The 24,613-nt window shown below is 69.7% G+C and carries 20 protein-coding genes; 14 read left to right on the forward strand and 6 right to left on the reverse strand.

Features of this window, described 5'->3' with window-relative positions; all coding sequences use genetic code 11:
- Positions 1 to 134 precede the first annotated feature (134 nt).
- Genes AMK18_RS12595 through AMK18_RS12610 form a run of 4 tightly spaced genes read left to right on the forward strand, consistent with a single transcriptional unit; the run spans position 135 to position 4,214 of the window.
- Positions 135 to 1,067 carry an ABC transporter permease gene (locus AMK18_RS12595; RefSeq protein WP_018100863.1) on the forward strand — a complete coding sequence of 311 codons (933 nt, stop codon included), beginning with the start codon at positions 135 to 137 and terminating at the stop codon, positions 1,065 to 1,067.
- The gene (locus AMK18_RS12600) at positions 1,060 to 2,007 is read left to right on the forward strand and encodes an ABC transporter permease (RefSeq protein WP_018100862.1); all 948 of its coding nucleotides are present in this window, start codon (positions 1,060 to 1,062) and stop codon (positions 2,005 to 2,007) included. The genes AMK18_RS12595 and AMK18_RS12600 overlap by 8 nt, the downstream gene beginning before the upstream one ends.
- Positions 2,008 to 2,017: 10 nt before the next feature.
- On the forward strand, positions 2,018 to 3,076 hold the full coding sequence (locus AMK18_RS12605) for an ABC transporter ATP-binding protein (protein WP_073862856.1): 1,059 nt from the start codon (positions 2,018 to 2,020) through the stop codon (positions 3,074 to 3,076).
- On the forward strand, positions 3,069 to 4,214 hold the full coding sequence (locus AMK18_RS12610) for an ABC transporter ATP-binding protein (protein ID WP_018100860.1): 1,146 nt from the start codon (positions 3,069 to 3,071) through the stop codon (positions 4,212 to 4,214). The genes AMK18_RS12605 and AMK18_RS12610 overlap by 8 nt, the downstream gene beginning before the upstream one ends.
- 198 nt (positions 4,215 to 4,412) lie before the next feature.
- Here the strand turns inward: AMK18_RS12610 and AMK18_RS12615 are convergent, their stop codons facing one another.
- From AMK18_RS12615 to AMK18_RS12635, 5 genes are all read right to left on the reverse strand, one after another.
- The gene (locus AMK18_RS12615; protein ID WP_073862857.1) at positions 4,413 to 5,543 is read right to left on the reverse strand and encodes an ABC transporter ATP-binding protein; all 1,131 of its coding nucleotides are present in this window, start codon (positions 5,541 to 5,543) and stop codon (positions 4,413 to 4,415) included.
- A gap of 26 nt (positions 5,544 to 5,569) precedes the next feature.
- The gene (locus tag AMK18_RS12620; RefSeq protein ID WP_018100858.1) at positions 5,570 to 6,595 is read right to left on the reverse strand and encodes an ABC transporter ATP-binding protein; all 1,026 of its coding nucleotides are present in this window, start codon (positions 6,593 to 6,595) and stop codon (positions 5,570 to 5,572) included.
- A gap of 11 nt (positions 6,596 to 6,606) precedes the next feature.
- Complete coding sequence (locus AMK18_RS12625; protein WP_018100857.1) at positions 6,607 to 7,587, reverse strand: ABC transporter permease; 981 nt, start codon at positions 7,585 to 7,587, stop codon at positions 6,607 to 6,609.
- 86 nt (positions 7,588 to 7,673) lie between these two features.
- Positions 7,674 to 9,461, reverse strand: a complete 1,788-nt coding sequence (locus tag AMK18_RS12630; protein WP_018100856.1) for an ABC transporter substrate-binding protein — start codon at positions 9,459 to 9,461, stop codon at positions 7,674 to 7,676.
- A gap of 74 nt (positions 9,462 to 9,535) precedes the next feature.
- Positions 9,536 to 10,564 carry an ABC transporter permease gene (locus AMK18_RS12635; RefSeq protein WP_198956986.1) on the reverse strand — a complete coding sequence of 343 codons (1,029 nt, stop codon included), beginning with the start codon at positions 10,562 to 10,564 and terminating at the stop codon, positions 9,536 to 9,538.
- 506 nt (positions 10,565 to 11,070) lie between these two features.
- On the opposite strand from AMK18_RS12635, the gene AMK18_RS12640 reads away from it, so the two are divergent.
- The 6 genes from AMK18_RS12640 to AMK18_RS12665 all read left to right on the forward strand — a co-directional run bounded on the left by AMK18_RS12640 (position 11,071) and on the right by AMK18_RS12665 (position 18,204).
- The gene (locus AMK18_RS12640; RefSeq protein WP_073862858.1) at positions 11,071 to 12,702 is read left to right on the forward strand and encodes a peptide ABC transporter substrate-binding protein; all 1,632 of its coding nucleotides are present in this window, start codon (positions 11,071 to 11,073) and stop codon (positions 12,700 to 12,702) included.
- Between the two features lie 100 nt (positions 12,703 to 12,802).
- Entirely contained in the window at positions 12,803 to 13,726 is a 924-nt protein-coding gene (locus AMK18_RS12645) for an ABC transporter permease (RefSeq protein ID WP_018100853.1), read from the forward strand.
- The gene (locus AMK18_RS12650) at positions 13,719 to 14,693 is read left to right on the forward strand and encodes an ABC transporter permease (protein ID WP_018100852.1); all 975 of its coding nucleotides are present in this window, start codon (positions 13,719 to 13,721) and stop codon (positions 14,691 to 14,693) included. Before AMK18_RS12645 ends, AMK18_RS12650 begins: the two co-directional genes overlap by 8 nt.
- 13 nt (positions 14,694 to 14,706) lie before the next feature.
- Complete coding sequence (locus AMK18_RS12655; protein WP_073862859.1) at positions 14,707 to 15,684, forward strand: ABC transporter ATP-binding protein; 978 nt, start codon at positions 14,707 to 14,709, stop codon at positions 15,682 to 15,684.
- Positions 15,674 to 16,978 (forward strand): ABC transporter ATP-binding protein, encoded by a 1,305-nt coding sequence (locus tag AMK18_RS12660; RefSeq protein WP_073862860.1) that lies wholly within the window; start codon positions 15,674 to 15,676, stop codon positions 16,976 to 16,978. The genes AMK18_RS12655 and AMK18_RS12660 overlap by 11 nt, the downstream gene beginning before the upstream one ends.
- 179 nt (positions 16,979 to 17,157) lie before the next feature.
- Positions 17,158 to 18,204, forward strand: a complete 1,047-nt coding sequence (locus tag AMK18_RS12665; RefSeq protein WP_241836557.1) for a hypothetical protein — start codon at positions 17,158 to 17,160, stop codon at positions 18,202 to 18,204.
- Here the strand turns inward: AMK18_RS12665 and AMK18_RS12670 are convergent, their stop codons facing one another.
- Positions 18,205 to 20,298 (reverse strand): S9 family peptidase, encoded by a 2,094-nt coding sequence (locus tag AMK18_RS12670; protein ID WP_376451723.1) that lies wholly within the window; start codon positions 20,296 to 20,298, stop codon positions 18,205 to 18,207. It abuts the gene before it with no gap.
- Positions 20,299 to 20,507: 209 nt separating this feature from the next.
- Between AMK18_RS12670 and AMK18_RS12675 the strand changes: the two genes are divergently transcribed.
- The 4 genes from AMK18_RS12675 to AMK18_RS34875 all read left to right on the forward strand — a co-directional run bounded on the left by AMK18_RS12675 (position 20,508) and on the right by AMK18_RS34875 (position 24,456).
- The gene (locus tag AMK18_RS12675) at positions 20,508 to 20,702 is read left to right on the forward strand and encodes a hypothetical protein (RefSeq protein WP_018100847.1); all 195 of its coding nucleotides are present in this window, start codon (positions 20,508 to 20,510) and stop codon (positions 20,700 to 20,702) included.
- Positions 20,703 to 20,753: 51 nt separating this feature from the next.
- On the forward strand, positions 20,754 to 21,653 hold the full coding sequence (gene mshB / locus AMK18_RS12680) for an N-acetyl-1-D-myo-inositol-2-amino-2-deoxy-alpha-D-glucopyranoside deacetylase (protein WP_073862863.1): 900 nt from the start codon (positions 20,754 to 20,756) through the stop codon (positions 21,651 to 21,653).
- Positions 21,650 to 22,105 (forward strand): DUF6113 family protein, encoded by a 456-nt coding sequence (locus tag AMK18_RS12685; protein ID WP_073862864.1) that lies wholly within the window; start codon positions 21,650 to 21,652, stop codon positions 22,103 to 22,105. Before mshB ends, AMK18_RS12685 begins: the two co-directional genes overlap by 4 nt.
- Positions 22,106 to 22,269: 164 nt before the next feature.
- Positions 22,270 to 24,456, forward strand: coding sequence for a hypothetical protein (locus AMK18_RS34875; RefSeq protein WP_198956987.1), 2,187 nt, complete (start codon positions 22,270 to 22,272; stop codon positions 24,454 to 24,456).
- Positions 24,457 to 24,613 lie beyond the last annotated feature (157 nt).

The raw sequence follows: 24,613 nt of genomic DNA on the forward strand, positions 1-24,613 counted from the left end.
CGACACAGAAGGACGGTCCCGCGCCTGCCGCACGCAGTGGCCGGGGGGCCCTTCCACGCAACCGATTCACCCTCAGGGGTAGTCGGCGCGGGGGAGGGCCCGTCGGCTGCCGCCGCCTATTACATGGAGGCATGATGGGGCGCTATGTCGCACGACGACTGCTCCAGATGATCCCGGTCTTTCTCGGGACAACGCTGCTGATCTTCCTGATGGTCTACACGCTGCCCGGCGACCCCGTGCGCGGGCTCTTCGGGGACAAGGGGGCCGATCCGGCCACTCTGGAAGCGATGCGGCACAAGCTCGGACTGGACCAGCCGATTCTGGTGCAGTACTGGGACTACATGAAGGGCATGGTCTTTCATGGGGACTTCGGCAACCAGATAGCCAGCGGACGCCCCGTCACCGACGTGCTCGGCGACGCCTTCCCGGTCACCCTGCGACTGGCGGGCATGGCGTTCGTCATCGAGATCATCCTCGGCATCGGCCTGGGCATGGTCGCGGGTCTGCGGGCCGGCCGGCTGGCCGACAACGTGGTGCTGATCCTGACGCTGCTGATCATCTCGATCCCCGTCTTCGTGCTGGCGCACATCGTGAAGTCCGTCTTCGCCGACCAGCTGGGGCTGATCTCGCCCAACGTCTCGAACGAGGCGACCTGGAGCGAGCTACTGACCCCGGCCATCGTGCTCGGCTCGCTCTCCCTCGCGTACGTGGCGCGACTGACCCGTACGACGATGGCCGAGAACCTGCGGTCCGACTACATGCGTACGGCCGTCGCCAAGGGACTTCCCAAGAGCCGCATCATCGGTGTGCACCTGATGCGCAACTCGATGATCCCCGTCATCACCTTCCTGGGCACCGACCTGGGCGCCCTGATGGGCGGTGCGGTCGTCACCGAGTCCGTCTTCAACGTCAAGGGCATCGGCGGCACCATCGTCGAGTCGATCACCCGGCGTGAAGGCACCACCCTGGTGGGCCTCGTCACCATCCTGGTGCTCGTCTACCTGTTCATGACCCTGATCGTCGACCTGCTGTACGCGGTCCTGGACCCGAGGATCCGTTATGCCTGACGTGACCAAGACCGCACCCGCGCCCGAGGACGTCCACGGCCCCGTCACGGACCCGACCTCCGTGGTGAAGGCCGCCAAGGCGCGCAGCCTGTGGGGCGACGCCTGGGCCGACCTGCGTCGCAACCCGTACTTCCTGGTGTCGTCCGTCCTCATCGTCATCCTCCTGGTGATAGCCGTCTTCCCCGGCCTGTTCACCGGGGCCTCGGCGACCCACGCGGACCTCGGGAAGCACTTCCTGAAGAAGCCCGAGCTGAGCAAGATCGGCTCGGAGGGCTGGCTCGGATACGACGGGCAGGGCCGCAGCGTCTACGCCCGCGTCATCTACGGCACCCGCGCCTCGATCACCGTCGGCGTCTGCGTCACCGTGCTGGTGACCGTGTTCGGCGGCCTCATCGGCATGCTGTCCGGTTTCTTCGGCGGCTGGGTCGACGCGATCCTCTCGGGCTTCACCAACATCTTCCTGGGCCTGCCCTTCCTGCTCGGCGCGATGGTTGTGCTCCAGTCCTTCAGCGAGCGCAAGGTGTGGGTCGTCGTGCTCGCCCTGGCGTTCCTCGGCTGGACGCAGATCGCCCGTGTCATGCGTGGCGCGGTGATGACCGTCAAGGAGGCCGACTACGTCCAGGCGGCCCGGGCGCTCGGTGCGAGCACCACCCGGATCATGTTCCGGCACATCCTGCCGAACGTGATGGCGCCGGTGATCGTCGTCGCCACCATCTCGCTGGGTGTGTACATCTCGGCCGAGGCGACCCTGTCGTACCTGGGCCTCGGTCTCGCCGACCCGACCATCTCGTGGGGCATCGACATCTCGACGGGCTCGAACCAGATCCGGGTGGCCCAGCACATCCTGATCTACCCGTCGATCATGCTCAGCATCACCGTTCTGGCGTTCATCATGCTCGGCGAAGCCGTCCGCAACGCCCTCGATCCGAAGTCGCGATAGGAGGGCGAACGTGGCCACCATCAACAAGACCGCCGAAGTCCCGTCCGCACGCCGGGGTGACGACCACGTCGGTCCCCTGCTCGAAGTCCGTGACCTGCACGTGGAGTTCCACACCCGCGACGGTGTGGCCAAGGCGGTCAACGGGGTCAACTACAGCGTGGACGCCGGCGAGACCCTCGCCGTCCTCGGCGAGTCCGGTTCCGGCAAGTCCGTGACGGCGCAGGCCATCATGGGCATCCTCGACATGCCGCCCGGCAAGATCCCGCAGGGCGAGATCCTCTTCCGCGGCCAGGACATGCTCAAGATGTCCAACGAGGAGCGCCGGAAGATCCGCGGCCAGAAGATCGCCATGATCTTCCAGGACGCGCTGTCCTCGCTGAACCCGGTCCTCACCGTCGGCTACCAGCTCGGCGAGATGTTCCGGGTCCACCAGGGCCTGTCCAAGAAGGAAGCCCGCGCCAAGGCCATCGAGCTGATGGACCAGGTGAAGATCCCGGCCGCCGCGGCCCGGGTCTCGGACTACCCGCACCAGTTCTCCGGCGGTATGCGCCAGCGCATCATGATCGCGATGGCGCTCGCCCTGGAGCCGGACCTGATCATCGCGGACGAGCCGACCACCGCGCTCGACGTGACCGTCCAGGCCCAGGTGATGGACCTGCTCGCGGAGCTCCAGCGCGAGTACAACATGGGCCTGATCCTGATCACCCACGACCTGGGTGTCGTCGCGGACGTCGCCGACAAGATCGCCGTGATGTACGCGGGCCGGATCGTCGAGACCGCCCCGGTGCACGAGATCTACAAGCGCCCCGCGCACCCGTACACCAAGGGTCTGCTGGCCTCGATCCCGCGCCTGGACCAGAAGGGCCAGGAGCTCTTCGCGATCAAGGGCCTGCCGCCCAACCTGCTGCACGTGCCGTCGGGCTGCGCGTTCAACCCGCGCTGCACCATGGCCCAGGACATCTGCCGTTCGGACATTCCGGCCCTCCAGCCGGTGACCGAGCAGGACGGCACCGAGCTGGCCGGCCGCCGCAGCGCCTGTCACTTCTGGAAGGAGACGATCCATGGCTGACATCTCGAAGGAGTCCGTGGACGCCACCCCCAACGTCTCCGAGGTGGAGACCGTCGACGCGGCGAGCGAGGCGGAGGCCGTAGCCGCCATCGACGCGCCCGTGTCGCAGGGGGAGCCGATCCTCCAGGTGCGCAACCTCGTCAAGCACTTCCCGCTGACGCAGGGCATCCTCTTCAAGAAGCAGGTCGGCGCCGTCAAGGCCGTCGACGGCATCTCGTTCGACCTGTACGCGGGCGAGACGCTGGGCATCGTCGGCGAGTCCGGCTGTGGCAAGTCCACCGTCGCCAAGCTGCTGATGACGCTGGAGCGGGCCACCGCCGGCGAGGTCTTCTACAAGGGCCAGGACATCACCAAGCTGTCCGGCCGCGCGCTGAAGGCCGTCCGCCGCAACATCCAGATGGTGTTCCAGGACCCGTACACCTCGCTCAACCCCCGTATGACGGTGGGCGACATCATCGGCGAGACGTACGAGATCCACCCCGAGGTGGCCCCCAAGGGCGACCGGCGGCGGCGTGTCCAGGAGCTCCTGGACGTCGTCGGCCTCAACCCGGAGTACATCAACCGGTACCCGCACCAGTTCTCCGGCGGTCAGCGCCAGCGCATCGGCATCGCCCGCGGCCTCGCGCTCAACCCGGAGATCATCATCTGCGACGAGCCGGTCTCCGCGCTCGACGTGTCGGTGCAGGCGCAGGTCGTCAACCTGATGGAGAAGCTCCAGGACGAGTTCAACCTGTCCTACCTCTTCATCGCGCACGACCTGTCGATCGTCCGGCACATCTCGGACCGGGTCGGCGTCATGTACCTCGGCAAGATGGCCGAGATCGGTACGGACGTCCAGATCTACGACCACCCGACGCACCCCTACACCCAGGCGCTGCTGTCGGCCGTCCCGGTTCCCGACCCGGAGGCCCGCGAGGGCCGCGAGCGGATCATCCTCTCCGGTGACGTCCCCTCGCCGGCCAACCCGCCGTCGGGCTGCCGCTTCCGCACCCGCTGCTGGAAGGCCCAGGACAAGTGCGCCACCGAGGTACCGCTCCTCGCGGTCCCCGAGCGCTTCAAGACCTCGAAGACGCCGGCCGCCCACGAGTCGGCCTGCCACTTCGCGGAGGAGAAGGACGTGGTGCACGCGGCCTCGTAACACCGCGCGCACAACAAATGGCGCCCCGGAACCGATCGGTTCCGGGGCGCCTTTCCCGTGTACCGGGAACCGGGCTCGCAGGGTGCTCGGGTCAATGGGCCGTTGCGTGCCCGGTTCCCCCGGCCGGAGCCGTACGGGGGGCGGGGACCGGTCGGGTCCCGCGCCGGGCGTACGGCCCCGGGGCCGAGGCGAGGGGTGTCAGCCTCGCGCCTCGCGGTCTTCGGACCCGCCGTCCTTCTCCAGGCTCCCGGCGGGCCTCGCGTCCTCCTTGCCGAGGCTCTTGGCGGGCCTCGCGTCCGCCGTACGGGCCTGCGGGACGGCGGCCACCGACTGGGTGTCCTCCGGGTAGTGGCAGGCCGTCAGGTGGCCCTCACGGCTGCTGGAGACCCGGACCAGCGGGGGCGCCTCGCTCGCGCACTTGTCCGTTGCCTTCCAGCACCGGGTGCGGAAGCGGCAGCCCGAGGGCGGGTTGACGGGGGACGGGACGTCACCGGTGAGCCGGATGCGGTCACGGGCCGGGGTGTCGTCCGCGGTGGCCTCGGGCACGGCGGAGAGCAGCGCCCGGGTGTAGGGGTGACGCGGATTCCCGTACAGGTCGTCGCGGTCCGCGATCTCCACGATCCGGCCGAGGTACATCACGGCCACGCGCTGCGAGAAGTGCCGTACGACCGCCAGGTCGTGGGCGATGAACAGGAAGGCGATCCCCAGCTCCTTCTGGAGCTTCTGCAGCAGGTTGACCACCTGCGCCTGGATCGACACGTCCAGCGCCGACACCGGCTCGTCCGCCACGATCAGCTTCGGCTCCAGGGCCAGCGCGCGGGCGACCCCGATGCGCTGGCGCTGACCGCCGGAGAACTCGTGCGGGAAGCGGTTGTAGTGCTCCGGGTTGAGCCCGACCGTCTCCAGCAGCTCCCGCACCCGGGCCTCGCGGCCGCCGGGCGGCTCGATGCCGTTGACCTCCATCGGCGCCGACACGATCTTGCCGACCGTCTGGCGCGGGTTCAGCGAGGCGTACGGGTCCTGGAAGATCATCTGGATCTCGGAGCGGACCGGCGCCAGCTGCTTGCGCCCGGCGTGCGTGATGTCCTGCCCGCGGTAGGTGATCCGGCCCGCGGTCGGTTCGAGGAGCCGGGTGACCAGCCGGCCCGTGGTCGACTTGCCGCAGCCGGACTCACCGACCAGGCCCAGGCTCTCGCCCTCGGCGACGGTGAAGTCCAGTCCGTCCACGGCCTGGACGGCCCCGACGGTCCGCCGGATCGGGAAGCCGCCCTTGATCGGGAAGTGCTTGGTGAGTCCGGAGACGTCCAGGAGGGGATCGGTGCTGCTCATGGTGGGAAAGTCCCGTCTCTTGTACGTCAGTTGGCCCGGGTGCCGGCGAAGTCGGTGAAGAACTCCACGCGCTGCTCCGGGGTCAGGTGGCAGGCCGCCCCGCGCCCGGACACCAGGTCCAGCGGAGGCTGCTGGGCCGAGCAGCGGTCGCCGCCGACCTGCTCGGTGAACGAGCACCGCGGGTGGAAGCGGCAGCCGCTCGGCGGGTTGAGGAGGCTCGGCGGGGTACCCGGGATCGGCGAGAGCGGCACGTCCACCGGGCCTTCGAGGGTGGGCATCGAGCCCAGCAGCCCCCAGGTGTACGGGTGCTGGGGCGTGCGCAGCACCTCCTTCTTCGTACCCCGCTCCACACAGCGCCCGCCGTACATCACGAGGACGTCGTCCGCGATGTCGGCGATGACGCCCAGGTCGTGGGTGATGAAGATGATCGAGGTGCCGAACTCCTGCTGGAGGTCCTTGAGCAGGTCCATGATCTGGGCCTGCACGGTGACGTCCAGCGCGGTCGTCGGCTCGTCCGCGATCAGCAGCGCGGGGTCGCAGACCAGCGACATGGCGATCATCGCGCGCTGGCGCATACCGCCGGAGAACTGGTGCGGGTAGTCGTCCACGCGCAGGTTCGGCTGCGGGATGCCCACCTTGGTGAGCATCTCGATCGCCCGCGCCCGGGCCTCCTGCTTGGAGGCGCCGGTGTGCTTGCGGAACGTCTCGCCGATCTGCTTGCCGATCGTGTGGTACGGCGACAGCGAGGCCAGGGCGTCCTGGAAGACCATGGCCATCTTGTTGCCGCGCAGCCGCTCCAGCTCCCGCTCGGAGGCGGACAGCAGGTCCTGCCCGTCGAGCAGGATCTCGCCCTCGATCTCGGTGTGGTCGGGGTGGTGCAGCCCGAGGATCGCCAGGTTGGTGACGGACTTGCCGGAGCCGGACTCGCCGACGATGCCGAGGGTCTTGCCGCGCTCCAGGTCGAAGGAGAGCCCGTCGACGGCCTTGACCATGCCGTCTTCGCTGGAGAAGTGCACGCGCAGGTCGCGTACGGAGAGGAAGGGGGTGCTCATGGGGTCTCTCCCTAGGCGAGGCGGACGCGTGGGTCGATGAGGGCGTAGACGGCGTCGACGATGATGTTGAAGAGGACGATTGCCGCCGCCGCGACCAGGACGACGCCGAGGATCATCGGCAGGTCGTTGTCGTAGACCGCCTTGATCGACAGGGCGCCGATGCCGTGCAGACCGAAGGTCTTCTCGGTGATGATCGCGCCGCCGAGCAGCAGGCCGAGATCGAGTCCGAAGATGGTGACGATCGGGCCCATCGCGCCGCGCCAGGCGAACCGGAAGAAGACGGTGCGCCGGGACAGGCCCTTGGCCCGGGCGGTGCGGACGTAGTCCTCGCTCATCGTCTCCACGAGCTGGGAGCGGGTCATACGCGTGTAGTTGGCGGTGAAGATCAGCGCCAGCACCATCCAGGGCAGCAGCAGTCCGGCGAACCAGCCGGCCGGGTCCTGGGTGAACGCGACGTCCTTGGGACGGCTGAGGATGTGCCACTGGTCGCTCAGGTAGTACATGGCGACCACGCCGACGATGTAGATCTGCATCGAGGAGCCGATCAGGGACGCCGAGGAGGCGACCTTGTCCAGCGCCTTGCCCTGCTTCACGGCGGCCAGCATGCCGGTGCCCACACCGAAGAGCACGAAGACGACCGCGCTGCCGACGGAGAGGGAGAGCGTCGTGGGGAGGCGGTCCATGATGGTGGCGAGGACCGGCTCGCGGTTGCGGAACGAGTAGCCCAGGCACGGCGCGGGGCAGTGGCCGAACGAGCTGTAGTCGCGTCCGACGAACACGCCCTCCAGCCAGTGCCAGTACTGCACGGGCAGCGGGTCGGCGATGCCGAGGTTCTGCTTGACCAGCGCCAGCGTCTCCGGCGTGCAGATCTTGCCGCAGGCCGCGCGCGCGGGGTCGCGGGGCGCGACGTAGAAGAGGACGAAGGTGATGGCACTGATGATCAGCAGGATGACCAGTGCGCCGATTGCCCGGCGGATGAGGAAGCGGAACATGGCGATGGATTTCCCTGGCAGACGCCGACGAGGGGGAGGGGAGCGGGCGGGGCGCCGCAGGGGCGCCCCGCCTCGGGGGGTGTCGGCTACGCCTTCACGAAGAGCTTGTAGAAGATGGCCGAGGAGTACTGCGGGTGGAACATGGCCCCGCCGACCTTCGAGCCGTACAGGTAGAAGCGGCGCTGGAACGTCTCGGGGATGATCGGCGCCTCCTCCGACATGATCCGCTTGTCGAGCGCGGCCCACTGCTTGCCGGCCTCGACCGGGTCCGCGATGGTGACGTTCTTCTTGATGGCCTCGTTGACCCAGTCGACGTTCAGCTGCGAGATGTTGTTCGCGCCGTCCGCGATGGTGCCGCCGTCGAACAGCGGCTGCACCAGGGTGTAGCCGGTCGGCCAGTCCGGGGCCCAGCCGAACCACATCACGTCGAACTTGTTGTCGATCTTCTGGACGCCGTCGTAGTAGCTGGTGGACTCCAGCGGCTTGAGGACGGGCTCGAAGCCGGCGGCCTTGAGGGCGTTCTCGATGACGACCTTGGTCTTGTCGTAGGTGTTGCTCTGCGGGAAGGCGTAGACGATCTTCTGACCCTCCTTGCCCGCCTCCTTCAGCAGCGCCTTCGCCTTCTCCGGGTCGCCCTGCGGCTTCTTCAGCTTGCCGTAGACGTCGTCCTTGGCGTAGCCCAGGATGTCGGGGCTCAGGATGGACGTGGCGTAGTCACCGGCCGAGGGACCACCGTAGATCTTGCGGATCTGCTCCAGCGGCCACGCGTGGATCAGGGCCTGGCGCACCTTCAGGTCGGTGATGCGCTTGGTGTTGATCGCGTAGTAGTAGAGGCCGGTGAGCAGACCGTTGAAGGTGCGCTTCTTCAGCTCGGGGTCGGTCAGGACCTTCTGGATGCGCTCGGCCGGGACACCGCTGTACGCCATGACGGCGTACTGGTCGTCGCCGGAGTCGGCGATCAGCCGGTCGGTGGCCTGGAGCGACTCGGGGCCGAACTCGTAGACGATGCTGTCCGGGTACGCGTTGCGGATCGCGTCGTTGTTCGGGTCCCAGTGCTCGTTGCGGACCAGGGTCATCGACTTGTCGACGGAGTGCGACTTGATGCGGTACGGGCCGCAGGACACCGGGTCCTTGTCGTACTTCTCCTTGCTGTCGCCCTTGACCGGGACGGCACCGTAGGAGCTCATCGCCAGGGTGAAGTTGAAGTCCGGGCGGGCCTCGGCGAGCTTGAAGGTGATGCTCTTCGCGGCCTTGTCGACCACGACCGAGTCGAGGTGCTTGCCGCTGAACGGGCCCTTGTACTTGCCGCGGAAGTCGGTGGTGCCGGTGAGCGCCTGCTGGGCGTAGCCCGCGCCCTCGGTGGTGAAGCTGGCGAAGCCGCGCTCGATGCCGTGGCGCACGTCCTCGACGGTGAGCTCCTTGCCGTCCTCCCACTTGAGGTTGTCCTTGAGCGTGAACGCCCAGGTCTTGCCGCCGTCCTTGGTGGTGCCGGCGTCGGTGGCGAGGTCGCCGACGAGCTTCATCGAGCCGTCGGAGGCGATCTTGTAGCCGGTCAGGCAGCGGATGAAGAGGTCACCGACCGCGGAGTTCCACGAGAAGTAGATGCGCTGCGGGTCCAGGTGCGAGAAGTCGTCCGGCGCGATGCCGCGGATCGTCCCGCCCTTCTTGGCGCCCGGGATCTCCGGAGCGGCGCCCGTGGAGTCCTCCTTGGTGCCAACGACCACCGAGCCGGTGTACTTGTCGGTGCCGCCGTGGCCCTTGCTCTTGTCGCCCTTGCCGGCGGTGGAGCTGCCGCTGCTGCAGGCGGTGAGCACCATCGTGCCGCCGGCCGCGACCGACGTGGCGATGACGAAGTTTCTGCGGGAGAGAGACATGGCTTCCTGCTCTGGTCGAGTGGAGAAACGATGGATCCGGGTGGGCCCCGTCGCCCGTCCGGAGTACGGCGGATTCAGCGCTTGGTCTTGGGGTCCAGTGCGTCGCGCACGGAGTCGCCGAGGAGGTTGAAGGCGATCACGAAGATCACCATCGACGCGCCGGGGAAGAGCATGAACGTGATGTCGCTCTGGTAGACGTCCGAGCCGCGCTGGATCATCACGCCCCAGTCCGGGGTCGGTGAGGTCAGCCCGACGCCGAGGAAGGCGAGACCCGCTTCCGCCGTCACGTACGCGGGCAGCGCGAGCGTGGCCTGGATCAGGATCGGCGTCCAGAGGTTGGGCAGCAGTTCCTTGAAGATGATCCGCGCCGGGGACGCGCCGGTGACCTTGGCGGCCTCCACGAACTCGCGTTCGCGCAGGGCCAGCACCTCACCGCGCAGCAGACGGGCGATGGAGGCCCAGCCGAAGGCGGTCATGACCGAGATCAGGGTGACCACGGTCAGCCAGACCGGAGTGTTCTCCTCCGGGTCGACCAGGATCGAGAGCAGTACGGGCCAGAAGGCGATGAAGAAGAGCGTGGACGGGAAGGCCAGCAGGATGTCGATGACCCGGCCGACCAGGTAGTCCGTCTTGCCCCCGAGGTAGCCCGCGGTGATGCCGATCGCGATGCCGATCACGGTGACGAGCAGCGTGGTGGCGGCGGCGATGAGCAGGGAGTTGCGGATGCCGTAGAGCAGGAAGGTGAAGACGTCCCGGCCGAGGCCGGGCTCGATGCCGAACCAGAAGTCGCCGCTGATGCCGCCGTTGGGAAGGACCGGGGAGCCGAAGTCGTCCAGCAGGCTGGTGTCGTTCTGCCCGTACGTCGTGTACGGGTCCTTTCCGTACAGCTTCGCGATCAGCGGGGCGGCAATGCCCACCACGAAGAAGAAAATGACCACATACGCGGAAATCACGCCGGTGCGGTCCCGCTTGAAGCGCCGCCAGGCGAGCTTTCCGGGCGACCGGCCGTCGCCTCCCTTGCCGGAGGCGGTCTCGGGCGGAAGGGCCGCCGTCACATCCGCCGCCTCAAGAGGGGCTGCTGCGTTCGAGGTTGGAATCGTCATGGTGCTCCTGGCCCGGAGGGTCGAAGGACTCCGCAGGGCACACCCACGGGCTACCCGGACTTTTTCAACGCAATTCACGCAGGGTCAATGAATGTCGAGCCGCCTTGGTCTGCTCTTTGGCCCCTTGACTCATCCATGACCTTTGCATGGCGAGTCCTTTGCCTTGCGTTTACTCGTTCCAAGGCATATTGCTCTGCAATTCAATGCAATCCGGGCATTGAGTCCGATATCCGGGCGGCATTGTCTCGGAATTCGTACATCCGGATGTGGCGCTATGCGGCCGATGCCGGTTTGTTGCCCCGTCGTTACCGCTTCGCCGCTCGTCAGAGGGGGTGGGGGTGCCCGGCGGAGTGTCGTGTACGCGTCCGGAATCCGGTGTCCGGGGGTGTTCGCCGGCGTCCGGACGGTCGCCGCCATGCCCGAATGGGGGGAGTAGATATGCGTACGCCCCGTTCTGAGGTGATATTTGACCTCACGTAAGCCGGAGCACAATGAGGAGGCACTCCATGCGCGGAGCCACACACGTCAAGTGGGCCGCATGTGCGGCGGCCGTCGCCCTGGCGGCGACGGCCTGCGGCGGGGGCGACAGCGGTGGCGGTGGAGGTGGCGCCGACGGGATCGTCAGCTCGTCCTGGGGTGACCCGCAGAACCCGCTGGAGCCGGCCAACACCAACGAGGTGCAGGGCGGCAAGGTCCTCGACATGGTCTTCCGGGGTCTGAAGAAGTACGACCCGAAGACCGGCGAGGCCACCAACATGCTGGCCGAGAAGATCGAGTCCAAGGACAACCAGAACTTCACCGTCACGGTGAAGGACGGCTGGACCTTCAGCAACGGCGAGAAGATCACCGCCAACTCCTTCGTGGACGCCTGGAACTACGGCGCCCTCCTGAAGAACAACCAGAAGAACGCCTACTTCTTCGGCTACATCGACGGCTACGACAAGGTGCACCCGGAGACCGGGAAGGCCACCGCCACCAAGCTGTCCGGCCTCAAGGTCGTGGACGACAAGACCTTCACGGTCAAGCTGTCGCAGAAGTTCTCGCTGTGGCCCGACACCCTCGGCTACCCGGCCTTCGCGCCGCTCCCCAAGACCTTCTTCACCGACCACGCCGCCTGGTTGTCCAAGCCCATCGGCAACGGTCCGTACACCATCGACAAGTACACCAAGGGCTCCTCGATGAGCCTGCGCAAGTGGGACGACTACCCCGGGGACGACAAGGCGCAGAACGGCGGCATCGACCTCAAGGTCTACACCGACAACAACACCGCCTACACCGACCTGACGGCCGGCAACCTCGACCTCGTGGACGACGTGCCCGCCTCGCAGCTCAAGAACGTCAAGGCGGACCTCGGCGACCGCTACATCAACACCCCGGCCGGCATCATCCAGACCCTCGCCTTCCCGTTCTACGACAAGAACTGGAACACGGCCGGCGCGGTCAAGGTCCGCCAGGGCCTCTCGATGGCGATCAACCGCCCGCAGATCACCGACCAGATCTTCCAGAAGACCCGCACCCCGGCGTCCGACTGGACCTCCCCGGTCCTCGGCGCGGACGGCGGCTTCAAGAAGGGGCTCTGCGGCAAGGAGTGCACGTACAACGCCGCCGAGGCCAAGAAGATGATCGAGGACGGCGGCGGCATCCCCGGCGGCCAGCTCAAGATCTCGTACAACGGCGACACCGGCTCCCACAAGGAATGGGTCGACGCCGTCTGCAACAGCATCAACAAGGTCATGGGCAACAACAAGGCGTGCGTGGGCGCCCCCGTCGGCACCTTCGCCGACTTCCGCAGCCAGGTCTCCCAGCAGAAGCTGCACGGCGCCTGGCGTGCGGGCTGGCAGATGGACTACCCGCTCATCCAGAACTTCCTGCAGCCCGTGTACTACACCAACGCCTCGTCCAACGACGGCAAGTGGAACAACAAGCAGTTCGACGACCTCGTGGACAAGGCCAACGCCGAGTCCGACAAGGCCAAGGCCGTCTCCACCTTCCAGGACGCCGAGAAGGTCATGGTCCAGCAGATGCCCGTCATCCCGCTCTGGTACCAGAACGGCAGCGCCGGCTACTCGGAGAACGTCACCAACGTCTCGCTGAACCAGTTCAGCGTCCCGGTGTACGAGCAGATCAAGGTCAAGTAAGGGACGGAGCCGGGCGACCGTGCGGTGACGCACCGGCCGCCCGGCTTCCCCGTCCCCCCGACTCCTCAGCCTCCGTCCCCCGCGACCCCCGGAGCCCTTCATGGGACGTTATGTGATCCGGCGGCTGCTGCAGATGATCCCGGTCTTCTTCGGCACCACGCTGTTGATCTTCCTGATGGTGAACGTGATGGGTGACCCCATCGCGGGTCTCTGCGGCGACCGCCAGTGCGACCCGGCGACCGCCGCCCAACTCCGCACGGAATTCGGCCTCGACAAGCCGGTGTGGCAGCAATACCTCACCTACATGGGCAACGTCTTCACCGGCGACTTCGGCACCGCGTTCAACGGGCAGAAGGTCACCGAGCTGATGGGCACCGCCTTCCCCATCACCATCCGCCTCACCCTCGTCGCGATCGTCTTCGAGATCGTGATCGGCATCAGCCTCGGCGTGGTCACGGGGCTGCGCCGGGGCCGGCCCGTCGACACCGCCGTCCTCATCCTGACGCTGGTCGTGATCTCCATCCCGACCTTCGTCACCGGTCTGCTGCTCCAGCTGCTCCTGGGCGTCGAATGGGGCGTCATCAAACCGTCCGTCTCGCCCGAGGCCCCCCTGAACGAGCTGATCATCCCGGGCCTGGTGGTCGCCTCCGTCTCGCTGGCGTACGTCACCCGGCTCACCCGGACCTCGATCGCCGAGAACACCCGCGCCGACTACGTCCGCACCGCGACCGCCAAGGGTCTGCCCCGGCGCCGCGTGGTCATCCGCCACCTGCTGCGCAACTCGCTGATCCCCGTCGTCACCTTCATCGGTACGGACGTGGGTGCCCTGATGGGCGGGGCGATCGTCACCGAGCGGATCTTCAACATCCACGGCGTCGGCTACCAGCTCTACCAGGGCATCCTGCGCCAGAACTCGCAGACCGTCGTCGGCTTCGTCACCGTCCTGGTGCTGGTCTTCCTGGCGGCCAACCTGATCGTCGACCTCCTCTACGCCGTACTCGACCCGAGGATCCGCTATGCCTGAGCAGACACCGGACGAGGCGATCTCGGCCGCCGGAGCCGGCGGGCCCACGGACCTCGCGCTCGCGGAGGGCGACAGCCTGGAGAAGACCCCCGGCGGCCCGGACGGCACCGGCCCGGACACCAAACCGCAGAGCCTGTGGTCCGACGCCTGGCGCGACCTGCGCCGCAACCCGGTCTTCATCATCTCCGCGCTGATCATCCTGTTCCTGGTGGTCATCTCGATCTGGCCGCAGCTCATCGCCTCCGGCGACCCGCTCGACTGCGACCTCGGCAAGGCCCAGCAGGGCTCCCAGCCCGGCCACCCCTTCGGCTACGACGGACAGGGCTGCGACGTCTACACCCGCGTCGTCTACGGTGCCCGCAACTCCGTCACCGTCGGCATCTGCTCCACCGTCGGCGTCGCCCTGATCGGCAGCGTCCTCGGCGGCCTCGCGGGGTTCTTCGGCGGCTGGTGGGACGCGCTCCTGTCCCGGCTCACCGACATCTTCTTCGGCATCCCCGTCGTCCTCGGCGGCCTGGTCTTCCTCTCCGTGGTGACCAGCTCCACCGTCTGGCCGGTGATCGGCTTCATCGTCCTGCTCGGCTGGCCGCAGATCGCCCGCATCGCCCGCGGCTCCGTCATCACCGCCAAGCACAACGACTACGTGCAGGCCGCCCGGGCCCTCGGCGCCTCCAACGGCCGGATGATGCTGCGCCACATCGCGCCGAACGCCATCGCCCCGGTCATCGTCGTCGCGACCATCGCGCTGGGCACGTACATCTCGCTGGAGGCGACCCTGTCGTTCCTCGGCGTGGGACTGAAGCCGCCCGCCGTCTCCTGGGGCATCGACATCTCCGCCGCGTCCCAGTACATCCGCAACGCCCCGCACATGCTCCTCTGGCCCGCCGGCGCGCTGGCGGTGACGGTGCTGGCCTTCATCATGCTCGGCGACGCGGTGCGCGACGCCCTCGACCCCAAGCTGCGCTGAGGAGTCCGCTGCCATGTTGCTCGAAGTGCGCGATCTGCACGTGGAGTTCCACACCCGGGACGGGGTCGTGAAGGCCGTCAACGGGGTCAACTACTCGGTGGCCGAGGGCGAGACGCTCGCGGTGCTCGGCGAATCCGGCTCCGGCAAGTCGGTCACCGCGCAGGCGGTCATGGGCATCCTCGACATGCCCCCGGGGAAGATCCCGCAGGGCGAGATCCTGTTCAAGGACCGCGACCTGCTGAAGATGAAGAAGGAGGAGCGCCGGAAGATCCGCGGCCAGGAGATGGCCATGATCTTCCAGGACGCGCTGTCCTCCCTCAACCCCGTCCTGACCGTCGGCGAGCAGCTCGGCGAGATGTACGTCGTGCACCGCGGGATGTCCCGCAAGGACGCGAAGGCCAAGGCCATCGAGCTGATGGACCGGGTCCGCATCCCGGCCGCCAAGGAGCGGGTCGGCAACTATCCGCACCAGTTCTCCGGCGGGATGCGCCAGCGCATCATGATCGCGATGGCGCTCGCCCTGGAGCCCTCCCTGATCATCGCGGACGAGCCGACCACCGCCCTTGACGTCACCGTCCAGGCCCAGGTGATGGACCTCCTCGCGGAGCTCCAGCGCGAGCTGAACATGGGCCTGATCCTCATCACCCACGACCTCGGCGTGGTCGCGGATGTCGCCGACAAGATCGCCGTGATGTACGCGGGCCGCATCGTGGAGACCTCGCCCGTGCACGACATCTACAAGGCCCCCGCCCATCCGTACACCAAGGGCCTGCTCGCCTCGATCCCGCGCCTGGACCAGAAGGGCCAGGAGCTGTACGCGATCAAGGGCCTGCCGCCCAACCTGCTGCACATCCCGCCCGGCTGCGCCTTCAACCCGCGCTGCCCGATGGCCCAGGACGTCTGCCGCACCGACGTGCCGCCGCTGTACGACGTGGCCGAGCACCGACAGAGCGCCTGCCACTTCTGGAAGGAGACGCTCGATGCACGCTGACCACTCGGGGCGCAAGGAAGCGCGCGAGGAGGGCGAGACCGCGCGGACCCTGCTGTCCAAGTCGCGCCAGGAGAGCGCGTACGCGGGCGGCGAACCGATCCTGGAGGTGCGCGACCTCGTCAAGCACTACCCGCTGACCCAGGGCATCCTCATCAAGAAGCAGGTCGGCGCGGTCAAGGCCGTGGACGGGGTCACCTTCGACCTCGGGGCCGGCGAGACCCTGGGCGTCGTGGGGGAGTCCGGCTGCGGCAAGTCGACGGTCGCCCGGCTGCTCGTGCAGCTGGAGAAGCCGACGTCCGGCGCCATCCGCTACAAGGGCGAGGACATCACCAAGCTGTCCGGCCGCGCGCTGAAGGCCGTCCGCCGCAACATCCAGATGGTGTTCCAGGACCCCTACACCTCGCTCAACCCGCGCATGACGGTCGGCGACATCATCGGGGAGCCGTACGAGATCCACCCGGAGGTCGCCCCGAAGGGCAGCCGGCGCCGCAAGGTGCAGGAGCTGCTGGACGTCGTCGGGCTCAACCCGGAGTACATCAACCGCTATCCGCACCAGTTCTCCGGCGGCCAGCGCCAGCGCATCGGCATCGCCCGCGGCCTCGCGCTCAACCCGGAGATCATCGTCGCCGACGAACCGGTCTCCGCGCTCGACGTCTCCGTCCAGGCCCAGGTCGTCAACCTGCTGGACCGGCTGCAGGCCGAGTTCAACCTGAGCTACGTGTTCATCGCGCACGACCTCTCCATCGTGCGGCACATCTCCGACCGGGTCGGCGTGATGTATCTGGGCAGGTTCGTGGAGATCGGCACCGACGCGGAGATCTACGACCACCCCACGCACCCGTACACGCAGGCGCTGCTCTCCGCCGTGCCGGTGCCGGACCCGGCGGCGCGGGAGTTCCGCGAGCGGATCATCCTGCACGGCGACGTGCCCTCGCCCGCCAACCCGCCCTCCGGCTGCCGCTTCCGCACCCGCTGCTGGAAGGCCCAGGAGCGGTGCGAGCTGGAGGTGCCGCTGCTGGCGGTCCCGGCGGTCTTCCAGGACGTGGACACTCCGGCCCAGCACCCCTCCGCCTGCCACTTTGCGGAGGAGAAGCGGGTGGTCCCGCCGGAGGGCACCCTCGACGCGGTGCCGGGGGAGGGCGGCCAGGAGGAGGCGGCCGCGCGGGCGACGGAGGCGGCGGAGGCCACGGGCGCCACGGAGGCCACGGAGGCCACGGAGGCCGCCGAGCAGCCGGGAGCGGCGGACCGCGACGAGGGCCCGCCCCCGCCGTCCGGGAGCAGCCGGGCCGTCTGACGCGGCGTTAACACACGGGCAACCTCCCCGATATACGGACGCGGCATCATCGACAACGTACGGCCGTGCGGGTGCCGTGGAACCGGCCGGTGGGGTGTGACGCCCCCCGGCCGGTCGCCGTACGGACGGCGGCGCAGGCCCTCTTGTCCGGAGGGCGGACGCACGGAAGTATCGCCGGTGTGATACTGACCCGCGGAGCAAGAGCCACCGGAGCCGTCCTGTCCGCCGTGCTCGCGGTGATCGTCGCGTGCTGGCTGATACGGGATGTCGATGCGATCGGTTTCGGCCAACTGTGGCGTTACTGGTCCGGGTTGTACGACACCCGCATGCGGACCGCCCCCACCACCTCGGGCACGGACCTCGTCCTCTTCGTGGTGTACGTGGCCGTCGCCGTGGCCGCCCTCCGCGCCGCGTCCGCCGCGTCCGCGCTCGTCGTCGCCGGGGTGGTCACCCTCACCGTGCGGCTCCCCGGACTCTGGACCATCGGCAGCCGCCGGATGGAGGCCGCGTACTCCGACGACCTGCGCTCACGGGCCCTGATCTGCGCCTTCGTCGCCGTCGCCGCGGCCGCCGCGATGATCATCACCGCCGGAGCGGGCCGCCGCCCGCCCGCCGACTCCTACGAGCGGACGCCGGCGGGACCGGGCCCCGGCGCGGGCGTCCTGGCGTTCCTGGCGCTGTGCGCGGCCGGGGCGGTGCTGATCGCCTGGGAGATCCGCCAGCTCGTCCGGGACCCGGAGTTCTTCCCCGACTGGTACGTGGGCGGTGACCGCATCGCGCAGTACCTGACCGGTCCGCCGCCGGGCTGGGCCACCGTGATGCTCGCCCTGCTCTGCGTGTTCGCCGGGATCAGCGCCGTGGCCCGGGCCCCGCACGCCCGCCCGTTCGGCCTGGTGGCCGCGGCGGTGCTGCTGCCCGGCGGGGTGTTCGGGGTGGTCCGGATCGTGCACTACGACATGCTGGACCACTTCGGCGACCTGCCGACCGAGCTCCAGCTCAGCCTGCTCAGCTCGTTCTTCCAGGTACTCGCCGCCGTGGCCGCGCTCATCGCCCTCGCCGTGCCGGGCCCGGTCCGCGCCCCGGGCCAGGACCCCTGGACCGGCACCGGCCCTGGCTGGGGCCCCACACCGGCCACGCCCCCGCACCACCCCGGCTACGGCTACCCGCAGGGCGGCGGCGGCTTCGGCCCGCCCCCGCCGCCCTCGCAGCCGCCGCCCGGCTGGTAACTACGACGCCTCCCGCAGCCCCAGCGACCGCTTCAGGAAGTCCACCTGGAGCAGCAGCAGGTTCTCGGCCACCTTTTCCTGCGGGGTCATGTGGGTCACCCCGCTCAGCGGCAGTACCTCGTGCGGCCGGCCCGCGGCGAGCAGCGCCGAGGACAGTCGCAGGCTGTGCGCGACGACCACGTTGTCGTCCGCGAGACCGTGGATGATCAGCATGGGCCGCACCTGCTCGGCCGCGCCCGACAGGCCCGCGTCGGTGACCAGCGAGTTGTGCGCGTACACCTCCGGGTTCCGCGCCGGATCGCCCAGGTAGCGCTCGGTGTAGTGGGTGTCGTAGAGCCGCTGGTCGGTCACCGGGGCGCCGACCACCGCCGCGTGGAAGACGTCGGGCCGCCGCAGCGCGGCCAGCCCGGCCAGGAAGCCGCCGAACGACCAGCCCCGGATGGCCACCCGGTCCAGATCCAGCGGGAAGCGCTCCGCGAGCGCGTGCAGGGCCTCCACCTGGTCGTCGAGGCTGAGGGCCAGGTTGTCCTTGACCGCCTTCTCCCAGGCCGGTGAACGACCGGGCGTGCCGCGTCCGTCCGCGACGACCACCGCGAAGCCCTGGTCCGCGAACCACTGCGAGGTGAGATGCGGATTGTGGGCGGCCGCGACCCGTCGGCCGTGCGGTCCGCCGTACGGGTCCATGAGGACCGGAAGCGGACCATCCGATTCCGAGTATCCGGTGGGGAGCAACACGGCGCACGGAATCCGCCGTGCGCCCCCTTCGGTGAACACCGGCCGCGCGGTCAGCACCGGGCGCTCCGCACGGTTCTCCACGACGGCGATCTCCTTGCCGTCCCGCAGCACCCGCGCCACCGCCCCGGGCCGCTCCGGCGTCGCCGAGACCAGCACCGTCACCCGGCCCGACCGGACCGCCGTGTGCACGCCGACGCCCTCGGAGACCCGCTCGACGCCCAGCTCGTTGACCCGGTACACATGGGTCTCGCCGGTCTCCGGCTCGGCCGCCTCCTCGCCCGCCGACGCCGACACCAGGACGTCGGAGTCCCCGATGTCCAGCACCGACTGGATGTGCAGCCGGCTCCTGGTCAGCGTCCGGTCGCCGACCGCGAGCCGCCGCGCCCCGCCCTCGTCCGTGATCCGCACGAGCCGCCCGTCCGGCGCCCACGCGGGCACCCCGGAGAACAGCTCCAGCCAGACCGGGTCCTCGTCCGCGTGCACGGTCCGGGTCGCCCCGGTCTCCGGGTCCACCGCCAGATACAGCTGGCTCTGCTGGTCCCGGGCCTGGACGAGGAGGAGCGGAGCCCCGTACGAGGACCAGTGCACCCGCGCCAGATAGGGGAACCGGGCCCGGTCCCACACCACTTCGGTGCGCTTGCCGTCCAGGTCCAGGACATGGAGCCCCACCTCCGCGTTGGGCGTGCCCGCCGCGGGGTAGGCGACCTCGGCCGGCTTGCGGTCGGGGTGCGCGGGGTCCGCGATCCACCACCGCTGGATGGGGCTGTCATCGGCCCGGGTCACGAGCAGCCGGTCCGATTCCGGCGACCACCAGAAGCCCTGGAAGCGGTGCATCTCCTCGGCGGCGATGAACTCCGCGAGCCCGTACGTGACATGGCCGTCCTCCGGCTCGGCGAGCGCCCGGTCCGCCGCGCCGTCCACCCCGACCACGCGCAGGGCACCCTTGGACACATAGGCGACGTGTCGCCCGTCCGGGGAGGGGCGCGGATCGATCACCGGGCCGGGAACGGGCAGCGCGCGCGCCGTGCCCGCGCCCAGATCGGCGACGTACACCTTCCCCGAGAGCGCGAACGCGGCCAACTCGGCGGCCCCGTCCAGCGCGTAGCCCACGATCCCCGAGGAGCCCTCGCGGCTGCGCTCCCGCCGGGCGCGCTCCTGCGCCGACAGACGCTCCTGTGAACCGCCCAGCAGCGCCCGCGGATCGGCCACCAGGCGTTCTCGCGGCCCGGAGGCCTCGTCCAGGTCCAGCGCCCAGAGCTGCCCCGAGCGGTCCGTACCCGAACCCGAGCGCAGGTAGACCACGCGTCCACCGTCGGGTGACACCGTGAACGCACGCGGTGCCCCAAGGGTGAATCTCATGGTCCGGGCCTGCTGGAGCGGAAACGTGATCTCTGACGAAGTCATGCGCCGAACCTATCGACCCACGCCCGTCCGTGCGCCCCTCGTGCTGCTGTGCCCCGAACAATGCGTTGCCACGGATAGTTATGATCCGTAGCGCTCGGTGGGTATGAACCTGCTGGCTCCATGCGTGCTGCCCGTCCCGACCGTACAGATGGAGGTGAACCGCCGTGGCGCTCTCGATTTCGGCGGTGGTGCTGCTGGCGATCATCGTCTTCCTGCTGATCCGGAAGTCCGGACTGAAGGGAGGACATGCGGTCGTCTGCGCGCTGCTCGGTTTCTATCTCGCCAGCTCGTCCATCGCACCCACCATCTCCGAGCTGACGACGAACGTGGCGGGCATGATCGGCGGCATCAAGTTCTGACCGGGCCACCCGTCGGCGGGCGGCCGTCCTGCGGGCTCGTAGGCTGGTGCCATGACGGACCTTCCCGCCCGGCGGCTGCTCCTGGTGCACGCGCACCCGGACGACGAGTCGATCAACAACGGCGCCACCATGGCCAGGTACGCGGCCGAGGGCGCCCTGGTCACGCTGGTGACCTGCACGCTCGGCGAGGAGGGCGAGATCATCCCGCCCTCGCTCGCCGGTCTCGCCGCCGACCGCGACGACGCGCTGGGCCCGTACCGCAGCGGTGAGCTGGCGGCGGCCATGAAGGAGCTGGGCGTCACCGACCACCGCTTCCTCGGCGGCCCCGGCCGCTACCGCGACTCCGGGATGATGGGCGCCGAGCAGAACCACCGCCCCGGCGCCTTCTGGTCGGCCGACGTGGACGAGGCCGCCGGACACCTCGCCGACGTCATCCGCGAGGTGCGCCCCCAGGTCCTGGTGACGTACGACCCCGACGGGGGCTACGGACACCCCGACCACATCCAGGCCCACCGCGTCGCCACCCGCGCCGCCGAGCTGGCCGCCGACGCCGCGTACCGGCCCGGCTCCGGCGACCCGCACGCCGTCGCGAAGGTCTACTGGAACCGGGTGCCGCGCTCGGTCGCCGAGGAGGGGTTCGCCGCGCTGCGCGCCGAGGCCCCGGACGCGTTCCCGGGGATCGCCGCGATCGGCGACGTACCGGGCGTGGTGGACGACGACCGGATCACCACCGTGATCGACGGCACCGGCCACGAGGACGCGAAGACCGCGGCGATGCGGGCGCACGCCACCCAGATCGCCGTCCAGGGGCCCTACTTCGCCCTGTCGAACGACCTGGGGCAGCCCGTGTTCACCACCGAGTACTACGAGTTGGTCAGCGGCACGCCGGGCGCCCCGGCGGGCGAACGCGAACGGGACCTCTTCGCGGGTGTGCCGGGGGCGGACCGGTGAGCGGCAGCAGCAGGGCGCGGGCCGGCGGCGACCGGACGGGCGCACAGAAGAAGGACATTCCGGCCACCGGTCTGGCCGCCCCCCTCAACCCCGCCCGGATCGCCGCCCTGTTCGGGCTCGCGGTCCTCGGCGCCGTCGTGGGCATCGCCGGAACGCTGGTCCAGCCCGCCTGGTTCCCCGGCGGACTGCTCATCGCCCTGGCGGCGGCGGCCGGCCTCTTCTACGGCGGGCGCACCCTGATGGGCACCCAGCCCGGGGCCGTGGCCCCGGCGGCGGGATGGCTGGTTTCGGTCGTCTTTCTGCTCAGCGGGCGCCCCGAAGGGGACTATGTCTTCGGTGACGCGCTCGGCCTCGGGCTCTTCATGCTGGGCGGAATGGCCATCGCTGTGATCTGTGCCACCATGCCGCGATCGTCCGGGCAGCGGGCCGAAAGCGGCCGACCTGCCAAGTAATGTGCTCCGTCCGATCCCGTAATGCCCCCTGCCCGTCCGGGGGGTGCGCAGTCGTTTCCCCCGGTCGCGGGGTGTGTACCGGCGGCGGCCAGTATGGTGGTTCGCGCGCCCGGGCTGTGGCACGGGGGAAGCACGGGCGGCGGAGCCAATCGGGAGAACCTGCTTTGAGTCGTGAAACTGACAGTTCGTCCTCCGGGCCCCAGGGTCGCGGGGGAGCCGCGTACCCCTCGGGTACGCCGCCGTACGGATCCCGCCAGTATCCGTCGCAGGACGCCTCGGACGGATCCCAGGAGCCCGGCGGGCCGGACCGGCCGGAAGAGCCGAAGACCGAGACGACGCTGACGACGCGCATCCGGATCAACATCCCGGGGTCGCGCCCCATCCCGCCTGTTGTCATGCGTACGCCCATGAGCGACGCCGAGGGCGAGGGCGAGCGCACCGGCTCGACCCCGCGTCCGGGCGCCTCCGCGCCGGGCGGCGCACCGCAGACCCCTCAGGCACCGGCCGCGGAGTCCGGCGAGGACGCGTCCCCGGCGGAGTCCGAGAAGCCGGCCAAGGAGAAGAGCGGCAGCGACTGGTTCGCCCCGCGCAAGCCCCCGGCGGCCGCGAAGCCGCCGACGGGCGGCGGCCCCGGCGACACGGACGGCGCGGGCTTCCCGGCGCCTGGTGACGCGGGTGCTCCCAGCGGTGCTGGCGGGCCTGGCGGTGCTGGTGTTACGGGTGGTCCCGGCGGTGCGGGTGCTCCCGGCGGTGCTGGTGTTACGGGTGGGCCCGGCGGTGTTGGCGGTGCGGGTGGTCCCGGCGCCCCGACGGGTCCCGGTGGCCCCACCGGTCCCGGCACTCCCAGTGGCCCCGGTGGTCCCGGTCGCGTCTCCCCGCCCTCCGGCCCCCGTACCGACCTGCCGTACTTCTCGGACGGGCCGCAGCGCGACTTCCCGGAGGGCCCCGGCGAGGGCCCCGGCGGTCCGCGTGCCACCCCCGACCTGGGTGTGCGCACCCCCGGCCCGGCCGGCCCCACCACGGGCCCGGCCGCCGGAAGTTCGCCGCTCACCCCGAACCTCGACGGCCCCGGCCCCTTCCCGTCGGGCCCCGGCCCCTTCCCGCCGGGCCCCGGTCCGCTCAACACGGGCGGCCCCGGGCAGGGCGGTTCGCCGCCGCGCATGTCCGACGACACCGCCATCCTCACCCCGCAGTTCGCCCCGCCCCCGGGCGGCCCCGGCGGCAACGTCTCGGGTGACACGCTGAACAGCGGCATCCCCGTCGTGCCCGGCGGCCGGAACGTCCCGGGCGACCCGATGGGCACGGGTCCCGGTGGGCCCGGTGGCCCCGGCGGACCCGGAAGCGCGGCGCCGAAGCCCGCCGCCGCCGCGCCCCGGCCCGCTCCGAAGCCCGCGCCCGCCAAGAAGGGCCGCTCGAAGCTGGTCCTGCTCGGTGTGGCGGTCGTCTGCCTGCTCGGTGTCGCGTACGGCGCCGGACTCCTGATGAACCACTCCGACGTCCCCAAGGGCACCACCGTCCTCGGCGTCGACATCGGCGGCGGCACCAAGGAGGACGGCGTCGAGAAGCTGGACGCCGCCCTTGCCAAGCGCGCCGCGACCCCGCTCAAGCTGACCGTGGACGGCAAGGAGACGCAGCTCGCCCCGGACAAGGCCGGGCTCTCCCTGGACAGCCAGGCCACCGTGCGCGCCGCGGCCGGCAGCGACTACAACCCGGTCTCCGTCATCGGCTCGCTCTTCGGCGGCGAGCGGACCGTCGAGCCGGTCTTCCCGGTGGACGAGGAGAAGCTGGGCGTCGCGCTCCAGGACCTGGCCGGGGGCTCCGGCACCGTGCGGGACGGCACCATCAAGTTCGAGCCCGGCAAGGCCGTTGCCGTACCGGGCAAGGCCGGCAAGGCGATCGACGTCAACAAGTCGATGGGCTCCGTCCGGGACGCCTACCGCGCCCAGGTCGAGACCGGCAGCGCCAGGGCCGTCGAACTGCCCGTCGTCACACGGGAACCCACCGTCACCCAGGCCGAACTGGACCGGGCGATGAAGGAGTTCGCCGAGCCCGCGATGTCCGGTCTGATCACCATCAGGGCCGGGGGCAAGGAGATCCCGTTCGGCCCGGCGAAGTCGCTGCCGCAGATCCTGTCGATGAAGGCCGTCGACGGGAAGCTCGTCGACGTCTACGACAAGGAAGCGATCGACCGGCTCTGCGCCGGTGTCTTCGACGGCGTCATGATCACCAAGGGCGACGGCAAGAAGCACCAGCTCAGCGCGGACGACGTGGCCTTCGCCATGAAGGGCGCGCTGATGGGGAAGACCCCCGCCGAGCGCACCGTCACCATCGACCTCGACGGCAACGGCTGACCGGCCCGCACCACAGCCCACCCGCCCCCGACCGGACCCCGGCCGGGGGCGGCGGCGTAACCGGGCGAAACCGGACCCCGCCCGGCGCGGCGGCTTCCCCGCGGCAGACCCCCGTACACCCGCCCCCGTACGCCCGTCACCCCCGGCACATGACATC

The organism is Streptomyces sp. CB01249 (assembly GCF_001905735.1).
Classification (GTDB): Bacteria; Actinomycetota; Actinomycetes; order Streptomycetales; family Streptomycetaceae; genus Streptomyces.